An 18,144-nucleotide genomic window follows, 5' to 3' on the forward strand; every position below is an offset into this window, starting at 1 on the left:
TAGACTTCACAAAAAAGGAGGAACACACATGTATGTAAAAGTGTATACCTATCATGTCCAGCCGGATAAAACGTCTGAATTTCTAGACATTCTTAAACAGGCGCAGGCGATTTATGAACGGGAAATAAGCACAGAGATGACGGTCCTACAAAGCAAAGATGACCCGGCGAAGTGGATGGAAATCAGCCGTTACAATAGTGAAGAAACTTATAGAAAGGGAATGGAACAACTCGAGGGGGATGAAGAGATTCGAAAGCTCTTCATAGCCTTTCAGTCAGTTCTAATACCAGAAAAAAATGACGTACAGGAAGGGAGTTTTGAGGAGGTGTCCATCCATGATCGTTAAAGAATTAATCAACGATATCACCGCCCGCTTGAAAGAGAAATACCAGTGTCATACGGTTATTCTCTATGGCTCCTATATGACAGGGGACTATACAAAGGAAAGTGACATTGACCTCCTTGGATTTACCGATACAACAGAGCAGGAGGAGAATGAAGTTGATCTCTTTCAAGGGAAGCAGCTGGATGTTTGGGTTCATCCAACTCCTCACATGGATAATCCCGGCCGGTTTCTAAAAGCTCATCAAGGACAGATCGTGCTTGATGAAAAGGGAAAAGCGGCTTTGTTTCTATCAGAAGTTCACCGTGTTTTTGAGGAGGGCCCAAAGAAGCTTTCTGGAGAAGAAAAAACGTTTTTAAGGACATGGCTCAGGAAAATGGAAGTAAGGTCGCAAAAAGGGGACCTGGAAGGAAATTACCGGTTCCATTGGATGCTGAAAGATAGTCTTGAAATCTATTTTGAACTGAATGACCGCTGGTATTTAGGTCCGAAGAAGTCGTTTGAGTGGCTGAAGAAAAATGATCCGGAGGCGCATGATCTTTTTCAAAGGTCTTTACAGGAATCATGGGAGAAAGATCACGTCTCTCGTCTTATTAATTACATAACCAGCGAGTAATCTGCCACTTCCTTTTGGTTCCCGGACTCAAAGAAAACGTAGTACAGCCGATAAACAAGGAGAGAAAAAGGGAATTCCAGGCGTTCCATCAGCCTTAAATGACAGAAATGAAAAGGATGAAACAGCAATTTCAAATTTTTTCAATAAAAAGATTGTTTTATATTCCAAATTTTGAAATAATTACATTTGTGTTAAATTTATAGAACAGATAGGTGGGACGTGGATGAAACAAGTCGTTGCGATGTGGAAAGATGAGAAAAACAACCTTGGGGTTATAGAAGTGAAAGACCATATATTTGGTTCATCCTTCCATCCCGTTGCTTTTAATTCTGGTCAACCGTATGAATACGAGATTATCAATAATCTCTGGTATACGACCTATCATGGGGCTCGGCAGTTTTTTAGGTCAAAGACAAATACATATAAAGGCAACGGGCGGATGAGGAAGATTGGTCAAGAGAAAGAGCAGGAAATTTGCTGATGCATTCTTTTAGAAATCGAAACGGGCGGCACAGGGGATAGTTGTGTGGATAATCTTAAAGATCACCAAATATACTCTGTGTTTGACAGCCTGTACTCGGAAGGGGCAGCATAGAGATGAAAGTGGATGTGAAAACAAAAAAGACCGGGGATAAGGAAATCCGCTACACACATATTCAAAATGAATCTGAAACGATCTGCTTTATGTTCTCCGGGGCTGGCTATTCCTATGACCGGCCGTTATTCTACTATGCGACAATGGCGATGCTTGAGGAAAAAGATGATGAGATAGTAAAGAAAGAAACCATCCAGCTCCTGCAGATATCCTCTGAAAACCCCCATATTCACAACTATTAGCCGCTCACGACAGCGGGAATGCCATTAACTACGGCATCCAAGAAGATACAAGCATCCATCCTGGAAGCGGTCTCCGTTGTACCTGTGATTAAATAACTTAGAATAGTTTGTTCAATCAAGGCAATGACCTGACCATTCAGCTCTGAACGGCTTTTTTGGCATGGTACTTTTTCAATTGGGCTAAAGAAAAAAGAAGCTGTTTAAGCCGAGGTTATCATAATGTACATAAGACAGTGCCTGTTTATTATAAGAAAGTTCCATAATTTGTGAAACCTTTTCATCCCTATACCCGTATACAAGGGAAAGGAACGAATAAGAAAGGACGGGACAATTTATGTATCTCATCTTAGGTTTTGTCGGAATTATAGGTGGTCTTCTCCTTTTTGGGTGGATTCGGGATGAATTGGGATGGAACACCAACAAGTTTTATGGTGATGAAGCAAATAAGAATAAACGGACACCGAAGGAAGAAGCTTTTGATAAGAGCTCCCGGTATTATGCCAGCGCGAAAAATCAGAGCTTTGGAAGTTCAGACGGACCCGGAGATTAATAGAATAGGCACACAACATGAAAAGAGCTCAGCGGTAAAGGATACGCTGAGCTCTTTTAGTGAATTGATCTATTTATCCAAATCGTTATGATAATAAAAGAATATTTGTCAGCTCTCTGCCATCATATGCTTGTAGTAAGTATACAAGGCCTGCGTTCCTTTGTTCGCTCCACCTGCTTCACTGAGTTGATCATACAGTTGTTTAGCGAGTTTTAAACCAGGAACAGGGACGTTCATTTCTTCAGCAGCATCAATGGCAATCTGCATATCTTTAATAAAATGTTTAACATAAAATCCAGGGTCAAAATTCTGGTCTATCATCCGCGGGGCAAGGTTGGATAACGACCAGCTCCCGGCTGCACCAAATGAAATACTCTTAAGCACTTTCTTTGGGTCAAGCCCCGCTTCTTCCGCATAGAGAACCGCTTCAGTTACACCCATCATTCCGGAAGCGATAGCAATCTGGTTCGACATCTTTGTGTGCTGACCGGCGCCTGCTTCCCCTTGAAGGACAATGTTTTCCCCCATCACTTCAAAGATCGGGAGGACCTCTTCAAACAAGCCTTCCTCTCCACCGACCATAATCGTTAAAGCGGCATTCCTTGCTCCGACATCTCCACCGGATACCGGTGCATCATAGGCATGAATTCCTGCTTCTTTTGCTTTGTTGTAAATCTTTTCAGCAAGTTTTGGTGAAGAAGTAGTCATGTCAATCACATAGGAACCTTGCTTTGCGTTATGTAGAAGGCCATCTTCCCCAAAATAGATCTCTTCTACATCTTTTGGGTAACCAACAATCGTAATGATGACATCAGATGCCTGCGCGAGCGATGCCGTATCTTCTTTCCATTCGGCGCCTGCCTCAAGTAAGTCGCTGGCTTTTTCTTTTGTCCGTGTGAATACATTTAGGGAATAACCTGCTTCCATTAAGTTTTTCGCCATGCTTTTTCCCATAACTCCTGTACCAATAAAGCCGATGGTTTTCTTTGTCATTATGCCTCTCCCACTTTCTGCTGGTTGTATAAACCTTTACATAAAAGTATAGCAAGGAACCAGCAGCAGCCACAAATAGAAAAGGGGCTGTTTTAAAAATAAGGGAACTTTTTCCTTTTTCATTCGTAAATCATTAGGAGGGGAGGGGTCGTTATGAAACATATAAAGAATCTAGGGATATTAAAATACATGATTGCTGTGTTTAGCCTTATTCTATTAGCGGGGTGTCTCGGTTTTCTGACGATCTATAACAGCCACCTGAAAGTAAGAGAATTAACCAATGAGTGTTATGACAAAGGCGGAATGCCTTCAATAGAAAAATCAGGTATTAGAATCGTAGACTTTTCCTGCGATGTGAGCTCGTAGAAGATTAGACCCTATGAGATAAAGAGGTGATCCGAATGCTGGTTTCCATTATGACTTGTTTTCTACTTGGAATGTTGATTCTGTTCACAGGGTATCTCACATGGTGTAAAAAGAAGCTTTTTCTTATTGCCGGTTATGATCCAAAAGCTTACAAGGGGGATAAGGACCAGTTAGCGAGGCGGAGCGGTCTCTATTCTATCCTGGTTGGACTTTGTACGATCCTTCTGCCATTCGGGCTTGAGTACGTAGGCCCTGTAACGGGTGTCCTATACGGGGGGATTGCCTTTATTCCAGGCATTTTTCTAGCTGTTCATGTTCTACGAAAACAGATGGGATAAACGATAGACGTTGTATTTATGAAGATGAAAATAAAACGCTTTTGGGATTATATCTATTGAGGAGATCACGACTACGAATCCTGAAGTACCTGCCCTTTTATTTATAAAGGAGGGATATTTTGAAGAAAATCTATATTCATATTTTAAACATAGCTGCTTTGATTGTATTATTAGTATTTAATTTTTTTGCTTACCTTGGTATGAATTTCACTCCACCAACGGAACCCTATACGGCAGAATATACTTTTTTAGCTAGTTTCTATCTAATTTGGGGGATTTTTTATTATCTGCAAGTAAAACAAAACTCATTTAAAAAATTTCTAGTCTTAATTTTGATTGAGTTGATCTTCCTTTTCGCGTGGGGATCATTCTGGGGGTCGTTTGGACATACATTACTAGAAAACTTACTGGAATAACTTCTCAAAATACATGGAGTTAATGAAAGTGTGTAGGAAATGAACACAGGGGTGGTCTTGTATTCAAGCCTCTCAGAAACGGAGGAGTTTTTGGAAGACTCGCTGCTGGTGAAGGTTCCTATTATACTTCTAATTTCGGCACTGCAAATACGCTTTGAAGATATACGCTTCTGGTGATAATGTAAACTTCTTAAAATTCACAAGTAGACCATTTTTATATAAGAGTTTATGATCCTTGAATTTTAATTCCATAAAGTGGTTTTAATGCCAAATAATTAGAATTTAACAGTTTTCGTTGTCTATGTATAAAAGGAATAGAAAAGCAGTTCCATCAGTACTTCTCTTACTCTAATACAGGCGGATCCACTTTTAAACCACCAGGTATGAAATGGGAAGGATGGTTGCAATTCTAAAATGGATCATTATAATGCTGTGAGGGTAGTGGTTCAATTTCATGTTTAAGCCCTGCTCCAGTCGGTTATAACTATACGTGCTGATAGAAAACTACTAAGCTTACATTGTAACAAATCCTTAACAACTTGGAACCTTTATGTAGTTTACTTCATGTAATTTTTCTGTTAAATTATATAAATATTTACCTATCGTTAGGTACATCAGGAGGTTAATCATGTTTAACCAAAAACAAAATCTATTAAACAAAGGCTGGTTTTTCTTTGCCATTGCCGCTTTCTTTCTTTGGGCAAAGACGTACTACGCCCTGCAGACTGCATTTACGTTAGATATTGAAAATGGGATTCAACAATTTATTTTAATCATTACACCAATAAGTTCATTGCTGTTTTTCCTGGGACTTTCCCTTTTCTTCTCACCGAAAAGACGGAACAAAGCATTTATGACTATTTATTTCTTATTATCTTTCGCTCTTTATGCGAACGTTGTGTATTACCGGTTTTTCAATGATTTCATTACACTACCGGTCTTAATGCAATATAAAAACTTCGGTGATCTTGGTGGAAGTGCTAAAGCCTTGACGCATCCGTTGGACTTTTTATACTGGGTGGATATTGTGGTATTAATTACCTGGCTCGTTGTTAAGAAAACGAAGCCGACGATTGAATTCCGAAAACGTACAATAGCCATGATTTTCGCAGCTTCCCTCGGATTTGCTGCTGTCAACTTGAGCCTTGCAGAAATGGAGCGGCCACAGCTTCTGGTAAGGACCTTTGACCGCGCGAAATTAGTCAAGCTTCTGGGGATCTACAACTATCATATTTACGATACGGTCATGACGGCAAAAACGTCTTCCCACCGTGTTTTAGCTGATAGTAACGAATTGAGCGAGGTACTAAACTACGTGAACTCTCAACAAGGGAAGATGGGAGCACATGGTGAGTATTTCGGGAAGGCTGAAGGAAAAAACGTAGTGCTTGTTTCCTTAGAGTCTACTCAGAACTTTGTCATTGACCGCAATTTACACGGTCAGGAAATTACACCATTCCTAAACGATCTTAAAGATGAAAGTTTCTACTTTAACAATTTTTATCACAATACAGGTCAAGGGAAGACGTCCGACGCTGAGTTCTTAATTGATAACTCTATGTATGGACTTCCACGTGGAGCTGTATTTACAACTAATGCGAATAATGAGTTTAATGCTACACCTGAGATTCTGAAGGGACACGGGTACACGCCTGTAAGTTTCCATGGAAATCACGCAAGCTTCTGGAACCGTGATGTCATGTATCAAAGTCTTGGATATGACCATTACTTCTCTAAACGAGAATATAATGTAACGGATGAAAACTCTGTGAACTACGGATTAAAGGATATTCCATTCTTTGAACAGTCTATGCCGAAATTAAAAGGATTGGATAAACCGTATTATGCGAAATTCCTAACCATGACGAACCACTACCCATATATTACAAACAATGAAAATATGGAAATGATCGAGCCGGCTGATACCGGCGACGGATCAGTCGACCGTTATTTCCAAACGGTCCGTTATGAAGATGAATCCATTAAGAAATTCTTCCAGATGATGAAAGAACAAGGGGAATATGAAGATACGATCTTCGTATTATACGGAGACCACTACGGAATATCTGAAAACCACAACCGTGCAATGAGTGAAATTCTAGGCAAAGAAATCCGTCCATTTGAACACACTCAACTGCAAAAAGTACCATTGATCATTCATATCCCTGGAATGGAAGGGAAACAAATGGATACTGTCGGCGGTGAGATTGACTTGAAACCGACGATTCTTCATTTACTGGGAATAGAACAGGAAAATGACGTTCAGTTTGGTACAGACCTCTTTAAGAAAGATCGTGAAAGTGTCACAATTTTCCGGGACGGCAGTGTTGTAACTGATGAATATGTGTATGCCGCTGAAGGGGATCATTGTTACGACAAATCGTCAGGAGAAGAAATAGACGCGAAGACGTGTGCTCCTTTGAAAGAAAAGGCAGAGACAGAACTTAATTATTCAGATAAAGTTGTTTACGGAGACTTATTAAGGTTTCTAGACAGCGAAAAAGAAGAAACAGAACAATAATCTTTTATAACCCACTCCCTGTAGTACAGGGAGTGGGTTTTTCATTTCGGACATTCATCTTTTTATTTACTTTTTCAACCCAGCCGCATAAAAGGGACCGTTAATTGTCAAATTGATTAAAATATGGGCCATTTCCTCGGGTGACTCTTCTCTTTCACTATTCAGCCATTGCTGTATGACACCTATATGGGCAGAAGCTACATAGGACACCAGGAATTCACCTGGAACTAACAAATTCTCCTTCTTAATAATAGGATGATTGTTACTTTCAAAAATTGTTTTCCAGACGAACTTCTTCAACTTTGCCTGAAAGGATACATCTCCTTTTGGACCAAGCACAGCTTTCATAAACCTTCTGTTTTGATCTAAATATTTAAAAATTGAGACAAGAACGGAGAAGGGGGTAGTAGCTGAAGATGTATCTTCTTGAGGAGATGCAATAATATTTGGAACGTTTTTCAGCACCAGACCTGCTAATTCCTTCATAATTTCTTCCTCGCATTTGTTCATTAAATCATACTTATCCTGGTAATGGCTGTAAAAGGTTCCACGGTTGATTTTGGCCCGGGTGGTTATGTCTTTAACTTTTATGGCTTCAAAACCTTTTTCTTCCATTAATTCTACCAAGGCATCCCGGATTGATTCTTTCGTACGTAATACCCGTAAATCGGTGATTGTCTCCTTCATTTCGCTTCCTCCCTGCATGTAATCGAACACCGTGTTGATTAAGATTATAATCCAGCCCCGGATTAAATAAAAGGGAGTAAACCAGAACTACTGTATCGGTAATCTGAATTTTATCCAACACATTCAATTTTATGTCTATTAACCGACACAATGGAAGCATCTGTTTATTGTAGATGGATTCATCCAAACATATAATAAAAAAACAACACGTTGTCCAATTATTAAGAGGGAGAGAGTAAGATGTTTAAAAACAAACTTGTTATGGCATCACCAATTATTGCGCTGGCTGTCTTATTTATCTTTTCATTAACTTTGATTCCTTCGTTGAATGTTCAACCCAAAGATCTGCAGATTGCTATTGTAAATATGGATGAGGGAGCGATGGGACAGACGATAGTAGATACGATGAATCAACCTTCCGATACGGATGATGATTCAGTTGTTGAATGGGTGCAGGTGAAAAGTGAAAAAGCTGCTCAGGAGGGTTTAGACAAGCGAGCGTATTATGGAGCTTTAGTAATTCCAAAAGACTTCAGTGAGAAGCAGGCTTCCTTACAATCGGCTGCACCTATATCTCCTGAAGTTAAAATCTATGTCAATCAGGGTATGAATATGGCTGCTTCAACTATGGCAGGGCAGGTGATGAATGGAGTAGTTGACAACATGAACAATAAAATTCGAACTCAACTGCTGGAAGGATTTAAAGCGCAGGACACTGCTTTGACAATTGAGCAGGCTTCCATGTTAGCGACACCAATCAGTAAAAATGTCACAAATGTAAACGAAGTTGGAGAGAATAGTGCAAATGGTAACTCGCCAATTACAATGTTCCAACCCCTATGGATGGGAAGTTTAGCTGGTGCGGCTATCATTTTTATGGCCATCAGCAAAATGAATATCCATTCCAGGAAAGAAAACCTTCTTACAAAGATGGGGCAGATCATCATGGGAGCTGTAGTGGCTCTTGTAATCGGATTTGGCTTTACTTGGATGGCCGATGGAATGCTGGGACTTAACATTCCTAATTTTATAGATACCGCATTATTTTTATCCATTACCTCCTTCAGCTTCTTTCTATTGATATCTGCTGTCCTTTCATTAGTGGGATTCAAGGGGATCGCCATCTTTGTTTTATTACTTTTCTTTGGAGGCCCGTTATTAGCACTGGCACCTGAAATGATGTCTCCATTTTATCGAGATTGGATTTACTCCTGGCTGCCGATGCGGTTTATGGTGGAAGGTCTCCGGGAGTTATTCTTCTTTGGAGAAGAGTTAACGTGGAGCACTCCTGTTGCAGTCCTTGTGTGGATTGGAGTAGGGAGCATACTTATTATTCTGGCTAATGCTTTTAAGCCTACGAGTAAAAAGCAGGATACCGAAGTGAACTCTTAATCAAATTTAATCAGCTTTAAACCGTTTCTATAAAATGAAACGGTTTTTTCTTATAAAGAATGTGAAATTACGAGGACTGTAAATTTGGTAATGGGGATGAATCTATAAATGTATACAATGTTCCCTTACGGTGGGACGGAAAGTACCCTGCAGGAGAGGGATTTTACAAGGGTATCATTGCAAATACAGAGCTGGTACGGATTGAACAGGGCAGGGATGAGGATGTTATAGAATTGATTAAAGTACTACATATTCAATAAAAAAGAGCTGAAAGGAAACCACTCTTTTTAATGTAGGAATGCCGATGACAGCAATTCTTATATGATCGAGTATTTATTTGATTTCATACAAAAAAGCATTTGACCACCGGCGTCAAATGCTTTTTGTGTATTAACTTACCGCTTCTGTCTGAGTTTTTTTATTTCCTTTGTATATGAAGTATAAGGCCAAGGCCATAAACGCCAGTGCAAGTACACGAGGTCCATCCAGATCAATCTGAATACCTCCAAACCAGCCAAAGTGATCAATAATTAAACCAATAACGAGCTGACCAACGATGGTGGTCAGGTTCGTTGCGATGACTCCAATCCTTGGGATAGCTACGATGGTGAAGGATAGGTAAAACACACCCATAAACACACCGCTTAACTGCCAGTTCGGTGCATTCATAATGCCTGACAAATCCCCTTCACCGAAGAATAGAATAATAATAAATAGAAAAATAGACCCTGTCAAAAATGTGAGGAGGGCTGTTTCAATGGTGCCGGCTCCTTTACTGAATGTCCCGTTAACGGCTGACTGGGCGCTCAATGTAATTCCTGCGAATAATGTGAATAAAACCATTAATATATCCATAAATCATCTCTCCTCTCGTTAGAAATCTCTACTGATTAATTAAAATAAGCGCTATGATCATGGATAGTACCGCAAAGACCTTTTCTTTATTGATCCTTGAAGCGGCACTTCCAAGCCAGCCAAAGTGTTCGATAATCATGCTCATTACTATTTGACCAATAATAACGGCGACCATTGTAATGCCTACTCCCACGAAAGGAACACTGATTACAATCGATAAGAGATAGACCACACCCAGAATTCCTCCAATGAGAGACCACTTCGGGGCTTCCATCGTATAGGAAAGCTTGCCTTTTCCAAAAAACAACCAAATCAACCCCAGGATTAAGGAGCCTACAGCAAAGTTATAAAACGTTGTTTCCAGTTCACCAATTGATTTACCTAAGTCGCCATAAAGTGCACTTTCAAAACTGAGTGCAGCACCTGCTAAGAGTGCAAAAATATAAGAAAAATACCGCATATCTATGATCCTTTCATCATTATATTTAAATATCTAGAATTATCGATATAAACAAATGAAAAATATACAGAAATCATATATTAGATTTCTGTATGAAGATACTCCGCCAGCTGACGAATCAATTCATCATTTCGTCTGTAATACGTCCACTGACCATAACGTACAGATTCAAGTAACCCGGCTTTCTGCATCATGTTTAGGTAATGGGAAACGGTAGATTGAGAAGCCTGAGCTTTTTCCTGGATATCCCCTACACAAACACCGCCCTTAATACTTACCTCCTTAGGGAGATGAGCCTGCTGTTTGGGGAAATGCTTCTCTGGTTCCTTAAGCCAATGCAATATGTTCAGTCGGGTTTCATTAGACAATGCTTTGAATAAATCGATAGGTTCCATGCTTTGTATTATAAATCGAAAAAATTCGATATGTCAAAAGGGGAGTTCAAAATCGAGAAGAGATGAACTTTCCTCTTGGAATAACTTTAGGTTATGATCTGGATAACGGGACCCAAAATAGTGGGATATCATTTGGGAATGAACATGAAACATAAGAAATTCCACCTCACTTGGCTATGCATAAGTAAGGAGGGGGAATTCTTTTTTATATTTAGATTGGTTAAGAGTATAATCGTGAACGTCTAATTCATATCTACACCTAATACACCTTTTTCAGAAGTTCAATTACTTCTTCTAAAGTAAGTCCAAAGGATTTGTAATAGGAAATGTCAACAGCCATTTGCTTTTCAACCAGTTCATTACGCTTTTTTAAAATATCCTCAGATGAAAGTTCGGCTACAAAGCATCCCTTTCCAGTTACAGTATAGATTAAACCACGTCGTTCAAGCTCTTCCCAAGCTTTTTTTATGGTGATAATACTGACACGTAATTCCTTGGCCGCCTGTCGAATGGATGGAAGACTATATCCTTTTTCAATCTCACCCTTGAGAATTTGGGCACTAATTTGTTCAAAAAGCTGCTGGTAGATTGGTTTTTCTGAGGTGTTTGAAATAGCTATATTCATTAGATATCCACTTTCCTAAATTGTTTAATGGCAATATGATAAGCAATAATCGTAAATACTGCAAATATTGCAATCCCTGCGAACAAAATAGGTAAGTGAATAAATAAATTGTTAGAATTGCTCCCTTTAAACAGGTCAAAGAACATAGAATTTTGTATTCCTAACCACTCGGCACCTCCTGCAAACAGCATAGCGCCTGTAATTGCTGCTATTGTCGGGGCACCAAATTTATAGGCTGTCTTGAAATACATTGATATGAAAATGAAGTTGAAGATAGCAAACATTATAAAACCAAGTCCCCAAAAACCTACAGTTGGTCCAAGGAAGAAGTTGTTGATATTAGGATACAGTTGAGTATTCATAATACCAAAGATAACGGCAACTACAATATGCAGGAACTCCAGGATTACAATAACCGCTATTTTTGCTTTTACGATATCATTTTTAGTAACAGGCATCATAAAAGAAAACTGTAAATCATTTTGAGCTTTATAAGTCCCACAGAGATTCGGCACAGTTATCCAGCAAAAATATAGGAGGACTATAAAGTATATCCATCCGGGAATTAACATTAATGCTCCTGTCAAAAAGGGCAATATATAAAAGAAGGGGCTTACACCAAGCTTTAATTCCTTCAAAAGTAAGTTATACATACATATCCTCCCGCTTTGAAAAATAGATCATGATCTCTTCAAGATTGGGACGGGCTGCGTTAATATTTGAAGTTGGATCAAAGTCTTTATTGTGGATCAATCCTGTAAAGCCAAATGAATTTTTTTTGTAGGAAATTAAATGGTTTTTAACCTCTTCGAGTTGACTATTATCTCCATTCAACAATCGATAGGCGTTAATAAATTCTTCTTTCTCAGAACTATTGATGATTTCTCCGTTATGGATATAGGTAATATAATCGGCACATTTTTCTAAATCAGAAGTAATATGAGTCGAGAAAAGGATACTAATTTCTCCTTCTTCTACCAGCTCTTGAAATAAATCCAAGAGATTGTCTCTTGCTACCGGATCAAGTCCACTTGTTGGTTCATCAAGAATGAGGAGCTTTGAACCATGGGATAAAGCAAGAGCCAAATTGTATTTAACTTTCATTCCTTCTGACAATTCTGCGATCTTTTTATTTTCATCCAAATCAAACCTCTTAAGATAACTGGAATAGACTGCTTCATCCCAGTTATGATAAAACTTCTTAATCACATTCGTTACTTTCTTAACTTTGCTCCTCGTATAATAATTGGCTCCACCAAACGCATACCCAATCACCTGCTTCATGTCGAGTTCGTGCTCAATAAAATTCTTTCCCAAAGTACTAATTTCTCCACTATCTATTTGGGTCATATTCAAAATTGATTTTATAGTGGTTGTTTTACCAGCTCCATTAGCGCCGATAAATCCCATAATATAGCCTTTTTTCAGCTGGAAGGAAACATTTTTTAATTGAAACTGCTCATATTTCTTATTCAGATTTTTAACATCCAAAGCTAACATATGATAGCTCCTCTCTAAATGACTGTGTATATCGTATATACACAATATACTCTCTGGAAAATGTTTATGTCAATAAAATTCAAATATGTACGTCCAATCATTCGAATGCTGTGCTTTTTAGTCTGGATGTCTTGGAGTTGAGTGTTATGGGAAAAGCTCCATTAAGAATATGCGCCCATTTGGTGCGAGGGGGAAGCTGGGATAAGGATATAAATGCAAGGTAAAAATTTATTTATAAACGGTATATATTTATTGATAAACAATAAATATAACTATATGATAGACGTAACAATAAGAAGTGGGGTGCTTATTTTGAAACGTGGAACGACCATCTTTTTGAAGCTGTCGGTTATTCTTATAGGAATTCCTATCCTTGTCATGTGTATATTTGTTGTACCTGAGATTGCGAAATATGCATCAGATCTACTGCCGGGTATTCCGGTAATTAATACCTTCGTTTTACTTTTTATGTATTTGCCAGCACTGCCGTTTTACTTTGCCCTGTATCAAGCTTTTAAACTTTTAAGTCATATCGATAAGAATCAAGCATTCTCGGATTTATCTGTACATTCCCTCAAGCTGATCAAGTTTAGTGCTGGAATCATTAGTATTTGTTATGTTTTCTTTATGCCTCTACTCTATATGATTGCAGAGGCCGGTGATGCCCCGGGCTTTATAGCGATCGGGATGGTCATTATTTTTGCTGCCATGGTTATTGCCGTATTTGCTGCAGTTCTTCAACGACTATTACAAGAAGCGATTCGTATCAAATCAGAAAATGATCTTACTGTCTGAGGTGAATATTATGGCGATCATTATCAATATCGATGTCATGCTGGCAAAAAGGAAAATGAGCGTTACGGAGCTGTCTGAGAAGGTGGGAATTACGATGGCGAACCTGTCTATCTTAAAGAATGGCAAGGCAAAAGCGGTTCGATTCTCAACGTTAGAAGCCATCTGTAAAGCATTAGAGTGTCAGCCTGGAGATATTTTAGAATATAAATGTGAAGAGGGCGGGCAGGATTCGTAGAATGATGGATGACTTTTATCAAGTCCTCAAGTAATGAGGATTATCCATAATGGATTTATACCTAAAGAAGCAGTGTACTCCATCAAATGAGAGTACACTTTTTTTCTCTTTTATACGCTGGGAGGAGAACGTGTATTCTGTTATTCTGAATTTATAGAAAAAAACATTACTGGATGATGCGGTGGGATGGAAGAAGTCAGGTACCCGGCTAGAACGTTGAAGATTTCATAGAAGTAAGTGAAAAAATGTATAGGAATTTCTAAGACTTCAGCCATCTCATTATATGAAACGGTTATTTGTATAATGGAGCTGACCAAAAGGAGGAAAACAAATATGACAAGGAATGAAAAAAAGAATATCGTGAAGAAGTGGTTCGAAGAATACTTCACTAAAGGTAATTTAGAAATTCTGGATGAACTTACAACGCCGGATTTTGTATTTCACTCCCGCAACGGTGATCATACAACAGAAAAAATGAAGGAGTTTATGAAATGGTATCGTTCTGTTTTTCAAGAGGATGAATGGGAATTGAATGATTTCATAGAACAGGAACAAAAGCTGGCCGTTCGTTATTCGGGCTGGATGACCTATAAGGGTGGATGGTTCAATATACCATCAGAAAACCAGCGTGTTAAAGAAACAGGGATCATGATTTTTTATTTTAAGGGAAATCAGATTCAAGAACTCTGGTGTGAAAACAGTGATGCGGCTATCCTATTTGATCTGGGCGCACTGCAAAAGAACACTCATAAAGTTTTCTAAGGAGTAAATGGTGTGGATATTTAACAACGCCTTGATATCTTACCATCGAGTCTATTAGAAAATGGAGAGGTTAACTAATGATGCGGGAACAGGAGGTGTAAGAAATGGAATATAAAATCGATGCATGGAAAGGGTTCACTCCACAAATCGGTCATCTGGTTTCACAAATGAACTATGCTAGAAAAACAACGTTAGAAATTGTATCGGGCCTGACAACTTCTGAATTGGATTTCTTACCAGCTAAGGATGGGAACAGCATTGGAGCTCTCTTATTACATATAGCAGCTGTAGAAAAAGGTTTTCAAATAGAGATTTTTGATGGACGAAGCCCAAACGAGCAGGAAATGTTGGACTGGGGATCTCCATATAGTCTTGGAGAAAAGGGGAGAGAGGAGATAAAAGGGTACCCGTTAGATTTTTACCTTACAAAACTTGAAGAAGTTAGAAAAAGGACGCTTTAGGAATTTGAGAAGGTGTCGGATGAATGGTTATACGAATCCAGGCTATGGGACAATCATCCTTCTAATAACTATTTCATTTGGTTTCACGTAACTGAAGACGAGATCAATCATCGGGGGCAGATAAGAATCATAAGGAAAATGCTCTAAAAAACTTTACGCAAGTTTAAAAAGAAGATCAATAAATAAAAAGATTTAAAGCAGATTTGTTCATTTGTAATAACCATTCAAGGGGATAGGTTTGGACTTATAGAAGCCCCGTGAACGAAGCAGGTATCTCTCTACCTGCTTTTATTTTCGTGGTGAACCATAAAATTTTTTCATAACTTTATTCTACATAAAGAAAGGAATAGATCATGACATATTCACAGCCTAAAATTGCTTTAGTAACAGGTGTTGGTAATCATAAAGGAATAGGAGCAGCTGTATGTCGGAAGTTAGCTTCTCAAGGAATAAGTATTTTCTTTACCTACTGGAAGTCTGAAACTGGCTTTGCCAATCGTTTTAAACGTGAGATTTCAGAACGGGGTGTTCTGTGTGAGGGCTTAGAGGTTGACTTGTCTACAAATAATGCATACAAAACATTAATAAAAGAAGTATGTGAACAACTAGGTTGTCCTACGATCCTGATTAACAATGCAGCACATTCAATAGATTCTAACTATACGGATTTAGATGGGAAGACCTTAGATGATCATTACAATGTAAACGTGAAGACGACCTTTATGCTTTGCGTAGAGTTCGCGCGTCTTATAGAGAAAAATGAAATGAAGAAGGGACGTATTGTTAATTTAACTTCTGGTCAAGGAAAGGGACCAATGCCCGGGAATTTAGCCTATGCAGCAACGAAAGGGGCCATTTCTTCCTTTACAGAATCTTTATCATCCGAAGTCGCAGAGTTAGGTATAACCGTCAATGCCGTGAATCCCGGCCCGACAGACTCGAACTGGATGACAGATGAAATAAGGGAGTACCTTCTGCCAAAGTTCAAAATGGGCCGCATCGGAAAACCGGAAGATGCTGCAAACCTAATTGGATTTCTCTGCAGCGATGATGCCCAATGGGTTACTGGACAGGTCATCCATTCTGAGGGAGGATTTCTTAGGAGTTAACAACAGGGGTGATCGCTTATTATATGGGAGTTGTCCTGTATAGGAGTAAAATATTTGACCGATATATGGGGATTACAACAAAGAGCTGAAAAGTAGAGGTTATACGAAGTTTGGGGCAGATTCTCATCACAGGTCTGTCTCTTTCAAAATGCCTGGAATCTATTAGTTTTTTATTTCCACTCGAAATTTAAAGCTTATTATTGTACCATATTAATGAAACCTAATAGTTATTATAAAGAAGCCCAGCAAAGAGGAATAAGATATATCTCAATAGTAGGTGGACATTTTGAGGGGGAAACTTATGACACCTGAAACAACAGCAACATTAAAACCTGTAACAAAAAAAATAGTTGAACAGAAAGAACAGTTAGCGCGCGCAGTTTCAATACCTGGTGAAATAGGAAAAGAAGCATCGGAACAATTAATTACATGGAGAATGGAATTGATTGAAGCCTACGCAGACTCTTTAAGGCAAGATGCTAAGCAGGTTACTCAGAGTCTGGAAAAATGGAGTGATAACGTATCTGGGAAACTAGTAGAACTAAGGTTACCCTTGAATTTAGCACTTGTTGAAATAAGTGACTATAGAGAAGTCATTGGGTCTATTATTAAAGAAGAAGCAAAAACACAGAACCTTTCATATGACGATTTTTATGAGATCCTTACCCAGTTTAATAATACGGTTGACCAAGCGGTGCAGTTAATGAGTCAATCCTATATGGAAGATTTTAAAAATACCATACAAAATGCTTATTATGCGGTAAATGAACTATCGGTTCCTATTGTCCGTGTTACAGAGACGATCGGTGTCATTCCAATCGTCGGGGAAATAGACACAAATAGGGCCCAGCTCCTAATGGAAAATGCCTTGAAGCAGGGGGAAGAATACGAGCTGGAAACGATTATTATAGACTTATCTGGTGTAAGTGTGATTGATACAATGGTTGCCCATCAACTATTTAAAGTCATTAATGCCCTTGAACTTACAGGTGTGAAAGGAATATTGAGCGGCATCCGTCCGGATATTGTCCAGACCATGGTTAGTCTAGGGATTAATATGAAAGATGTTTATACATTCAGCAGTCTACACAGGGCTATTGAATCTTTACAATCGACTGTTGGAAAAGTCAACATTTAATGTTGGCTTTTTTTATGGGGAAAAATGAAGTTATGGAATGAATGGGAGTTTCGAATGTAAATTATTTATACGAAGGACTAGAACAGAAGCTGGTCCTTTTTTATTTGCTTATTGTTCAAATGTTAAGGAGATTCAGGCCCCAGTAGTAAAAATGGTGAAGTAGAAGGAGCTAAGTAAGTTTGAAAATTTGTAACTGTTCCAGCTTTTATTCGTAATAAGTTGGAATGAGATACGAAGGAGAATATTTGTATAGGAAAATAAAATATCTAATGGATGGTATAATTAGAAAATAACGAATTGAGGATTAAAGAAAGGGTGAACCTATCCATGGCCAAACACAAGGTTTATACGATGAGTTTTGCAAGTGTCTACCCTCATTATGTTACAAAGGCTGAAAAAAAGGGACGTACGAAAGAAGAAGTCGATGAAATCATCCGTTGGTTGACAGGATACAGCCAGGAAGAGGTAGAAGCGCATCTGGAGAAGAAGACAGACTTTGAGACTTTCTTTGCACAAGCACACAAGCTGAATCCTTCGCGGAAGATGATTAAAGGTGTCATTTGTGGTGTCCGAGTGGAGGACATTGAAGAACCAACCATGCAGGAAATCCGCTATTTGGATAAACTGGTTGATGAGCTGGCAAAGGGAAAAGCGATGGAAAAGATTTTAAGGACCTCATAAATACTATGAAAAACACTGCCTCCATTTAAACGAATAAAGGAAGCGGTGTTTTTTTATTGAATTTAGTCT

At 38.7% G+C, this 18,144-nt stretch carries 24 protein-coding genes and 2 pseudogenes; 17 read left to right on the forward strand and 9 right to left on the reverse strand.

The window, feature by feature from the left end; translation table 11 throughout:
* Positions 1 to 28: 28 nt before the first annotated feature.
* The 4 genes and pseudogenes from LC036_RS01945 to LC036_RS01960 all read left to right on the forward strand — a co-directional run.
* Positions 29 to 346, forward strand: a complete 318-nt coding sequence (locus LC036_RS01945; protein ID WP_226577471.1) for an antibiotic biosynthesis monooxygenase — start codon at positions 29 to 31, stop codon at positions 344 to 346.
* Positions 336 to 959, forward strand: a complete 624-nt coding sequence (locus LC036_RS01950) for a nucleotidyltransferase domain-containing protein (protein WP_226577473.1) — start codon at positions 336 to 338, stop codon at positions 957 to 959. The genes LC036_RS01945 and LC036_RS01950 overlap by 11 nt, the downstream gene beginning before the upstream one ends.
* A gap of 223 nt (positions 960 to 1,182) precedes the next feature.
* On the forward strand, positions 1,183 to 1,440 hold the full coding sequence (locus LC036_RS01955) for a hypothetical protein (protein WP_226577476.1): 258 nt from the start codon (positions 1,183 to 1,185) through the stop codon (positions 1,438 to 1,440).
* Positions 1,441 to 1,556: 116 nt separating this feature from the next.
* Positions 1,557 to 1,730, forward strand: a pseudogene (locus LC036_RS01960) (alpha/beta hydrolase); the annotation flags it as partial.
* A 62-nt stretch (positions 1,731 to 1,792) separates the two neighbouring features.
* Here the strand turns inward: LC036_RS01960 and LC036_RS18430 are convergent.
* Entirely contained in the window at positions 1,793 to 1,915 is a 123-nt protein-coding gene (locus tag LC036_RS18430; RefSeq protein WP_264188058.1) for a hypothetical protein, read from the reverse strand.
* A 215-nt stretch (positions 1,916 to 2,130) separates the two neighbouring features.
* Between LC036_RS18430 and LC036_RS01965 the strand changes: the two genes are divergently transcribed.
* On the forward strand, positions 2,131 to 2,346 hold the full coding sequence (locus tag LC036_RS01965; RefSeq protein ID WP_226577479.1) for a hypothetical protein: 216 nt from the start codon (positions 2,131 to 2,133) through the stop codon (positions 2,344 to 2,346).
* A gap of 108 nt (positions 2,347 to 2,454) precedes the next feature.
* On the opposite strand, the gene LC036_RS01970 is transcribed toward LC036_RS01965, so the two are convergent.
* Positions 2,455 to 3,339 (reverse strand): NAD(P)-dependent oxidoreductase, encoded by an 885-nt coding sequence (locus tag LC036_RS01970; RefSeq protein WP_226577482.1) that lies wholly within the window; start codon positions 3,337 to 3,339, stop codon positions 2,455 to 2,457.
* A 153-nt stretch (positions 3,340 to 3,492) separates the two neighbouring features.
* Here LC036_RS01970 and LC036_RS01975 point away from each other — a divergent pair, with 153 nt between their 5' ends.
* The 4 genes from LC036_RS01975 to LC036_RS01990 all read left to right on the forward strand — a co-directional run bounded on the left by LC036_RS01975 (position 3,493) and on the right by LC036_RS01990 (position 6,980).
* Positions 3,493 to 3,705, forward strand: coding sequence for a hypothetical protein (locus LC036_RS01975; RefSeq protein WP_226577483.1), 213 nt, complete (start codon positions 3,493 to 3,495; stop codon positions 3,703 to 3,705).
* A gap of 35 nt (positions 3,706 to 3,740) precedes the next feature.
* A complete protein-coding gene (locus LC036_RS01980) occupies positions 3,741 to 4,043 on the forward strand; it encodes a DUF3784 domain-containing protein (protein WP_226577486.1) in 303 nt (100 codons plus the stop codon).
* A 119-nt stretch (positions 4,044 to 4,162) separates the two neighbouring features.
* Positions 4,163 to 4,459 carry a hypothetical protein gene (locus LC036_RS01985; RefSeq protein ID WP_226577489.1) on the forward strand — a complete coding sequence of 99 codons (297 nt, stop codon included), beginning with the start codon at positions 4,163 to 4,165 and terminating at the stop codon, positions 4,457 to 4,459.
* A gap of 628 nt (positions 4,460 to 5,087) precedes the next feature.
* Positions 5,088 to 6,980 (forward strand): LTA synthase family protein, encoded by a 1,893-nt coding sequence (locus tag LC036_RS01990; RefSeq protein WP_226577492.1) that lies wholly within the window; start codon positions 5,088 to 5,090, stop codon positions 6,978 to 6,980.
* A gap of 66 nt (positions 6,981 to 7,046) precedes the next feature.
* Here LC036_RS01990 and LC036_RS01995 read toward each other — a convergent pair whose 3' ends face one another.
* Positions 7,047 to 7,667 carry a TetR/AcrR family transcriptional regulator gene (locus tag LC036_RS01995; protein ID WP_226577494.1) on the reverse strand — a complete coding sequence of 207 codons (621 nt, stop codon included), beginning with the start codon at positions 7,665 to 7,667 and terminating at the stop codon, positions 7,047 to 7,049.
* Positions 7,668 to 7,907: 240 nt separating this feature from the next.
* Between LC036_RS01995 and LC036_RS02000 the strand changes: the two genes are divergently transcribed.
* On the forward strand, positions 7,908 to 9,059 hold the full coding sequence (locus tag LC036_RS02000) for a YhgE/Pip domain-containing protein (RefSeq protein WP_226577496.1): 1,152 nt from the start codon (positions 7,908 to 7,910) through the stop codon (positions 9,057 to 9,059).
* Positions 9,060 to 9,449: 390 nt separating this feature from the next.
* On the opposite strand, the gene LC036_RS02005 is transcribed toward LC036_RS02000, so the two are convergent.
* The 6 genes from LC036_RS02005 to LC036_RS02030 form a co-directional block, all read right to left on the reverse strand.
* The gene (locus tag LC036_RS02005) at positions 9,450 to 9,914 is read right to left on the reverse strand and encodes a DMT family transporter (protein WP_226577499.1); all 465 of its coding nucleotides are present in this window, start codon (positions 9,912 to 9,914) and stop codon (positions 9,450 to 9,452) included.
* Positions 9,915 to 9,942: 28 nt separating this feature from the next.
* Positions 9,943 to 10,374, reverse strand: coding sequence for a DMT family transporter (locus tag LC036_RS02010; protein ID WP_226577503.1), 432 nt, complete (start codon positions 10,372 to 10,374; stop codon positions 9,943 to 9,945).
* A gap of 80 nt (positions 10,375 to 10,454) precedes the next feature.
* Entirely contained in the window at positions 10,455 to 10,769 is a 315-nt protein-coding gene (locus LC036_RS02015; protein WP_226577506.1) for an ArsR/SmtB family transcription factor, read from the reverse strand.
* A 259-nt stretch (positions 10,770 to 11,028) separates the two neighbouring features.
* Entirely contained in the window at positions 11,029 to 11,394 is a 366-nt protein-coding gene (locus LC036_RS02020; RefSeq protein ID WP_226577509.1) for a GntR family transcriptional regulator, read from the reverse strand.
* The gene (locus tag LC036_RS02025; protein ID WP_226577512.1) at positions 11,394 to 12,047 is read right to left on the reverse strand and encodes an ABC-2 transporter permease; all 654 of its coding nucleotides are present in this window, start codon (positions 12,045 to 12,047) and stop codon (positions 11,394 to 11,396) included. Before LC036_RS02025 ends, LC036_RS02020 begins: the two co-directional genes overlap by 1 nt.
* Complete coding sequence (locus LC036_RS02030; RefSeq protein WP_226577515.1) at positions 12,040 to 12,894, reverse strand: ABC transporter ATP-binding protein; 855 nt, start codon at positions 12,892 to 12,894, stop codon at positions 12,040 to 12,042. Before LC036_RS02030 ends, LC036_RS02025 begins: the two co-directional genes overlap by 8 nt.
* Positions 12,895 to 13,206: 312 nt before the next feature.
* Here LC036_RS02030 and LC036_RS02035 point away from each other — a divergent pair, with 312 nt between their 5' ends.
* The 7 genes and pseudogenes from LC036_RS02035 (at position 13,207) to LC036_RS02065 (ending at position 18,075) form a co-directional block, all read left to right on the forward strand.
* Positions 13,207 to 13,689, forward strand: a complete 483-nt coding sequence (locus LC036_RS02035; RefSeq protein ID WP_226577518.1) for a DUF2975 domain-containing protein — start codon at positions 13,207 to 13,209, stop codon at positions 13,687 to 13,689.
* Between the two features lie 10 nt (positions 13,690 to 13,699).
* On the forward strand, positions 13,700 to 13,924 hold the full coding sequence (locus LC036_RS02040) for a helix-turn-helix domain-containing protein (RefSeq protein ID WP_226577521.1): 225 nt from the start codon (positions 13,700 to 13,702) through the stop codon (positions 13,922 to 13,924).
* Positions 13,925 to 14,257: 333 nt separating this feature from the next.
* Positions 14,258 to 14,686 carry an ester cyclase gene (locus LC036_RS02045; protein WP_226577524.1) on the forward strand — a complete coding sequence of 143 codons (429 nt, stop codon included), beginning with the start codon at positions 14,258 to 14,260 and terminating at the stop codon, positions 14,684 to 14,686.
* 104 nt (positions 14,687 to 14,790) lie between these two features.
* Positions 14,791 to 15,294 (forward strand): annotated as a pseudogene (locus LC036_RS02050) (DinB family protein).
* A 206-nt stretch (positions 15,295 to 15,500) separates the two neighbouring features.
* Complete coding sequence (locus LC036_RS02055) at positions 15,501 to 16,256, forward strand: SDR family oxidoreductase (RefSeq protein WP_226577527.1); 756 nt, start codon at positions 15,501 to 15,503, stop codon at positions 16,254 to 16,256.
* A 301-nt stretch (positions 16,257 to 16,557) separates the two neighbouring features.
* The gene (locus LC036_RS02060; RefSeq protein WP_226577528.1) at positions 16,558 to 17,394 is read left to right on the forward strand and encodes an STAS domain-containing protein; all 837 of its coding nucleotides are present in this window, start codon (positions 16,558 to 16,560) and stop codon (positions 17,392 to 17,394) included.
* A 327-nt stretch (positions 17,395 to 17,721) separates the two neighbouring features.
* Complete coding sequence (locus tag LC036_RS02065) at positions 17,722 to 18,075, forward strand: DUF2200 domain-containing protein (RefSeq protein ID WP_226577531.1); 354 nt, start codon at positions 17,722 to 17,724, stop codon at positions 18,073 to 18,075.
* Positions 18,076 to 18,144 lie beyond the last annotated feature (69 nt).

Origin of the sequence: Halobacillus litoralis (assembly GCF_020524025.1) — a bacterium.
Taxonomy (GTDB): Bacteria; Bacillota; Bacilli; order Bacillales; family Halobacillaceae; genus Halobacillus; species Halobacillus litoralis_D.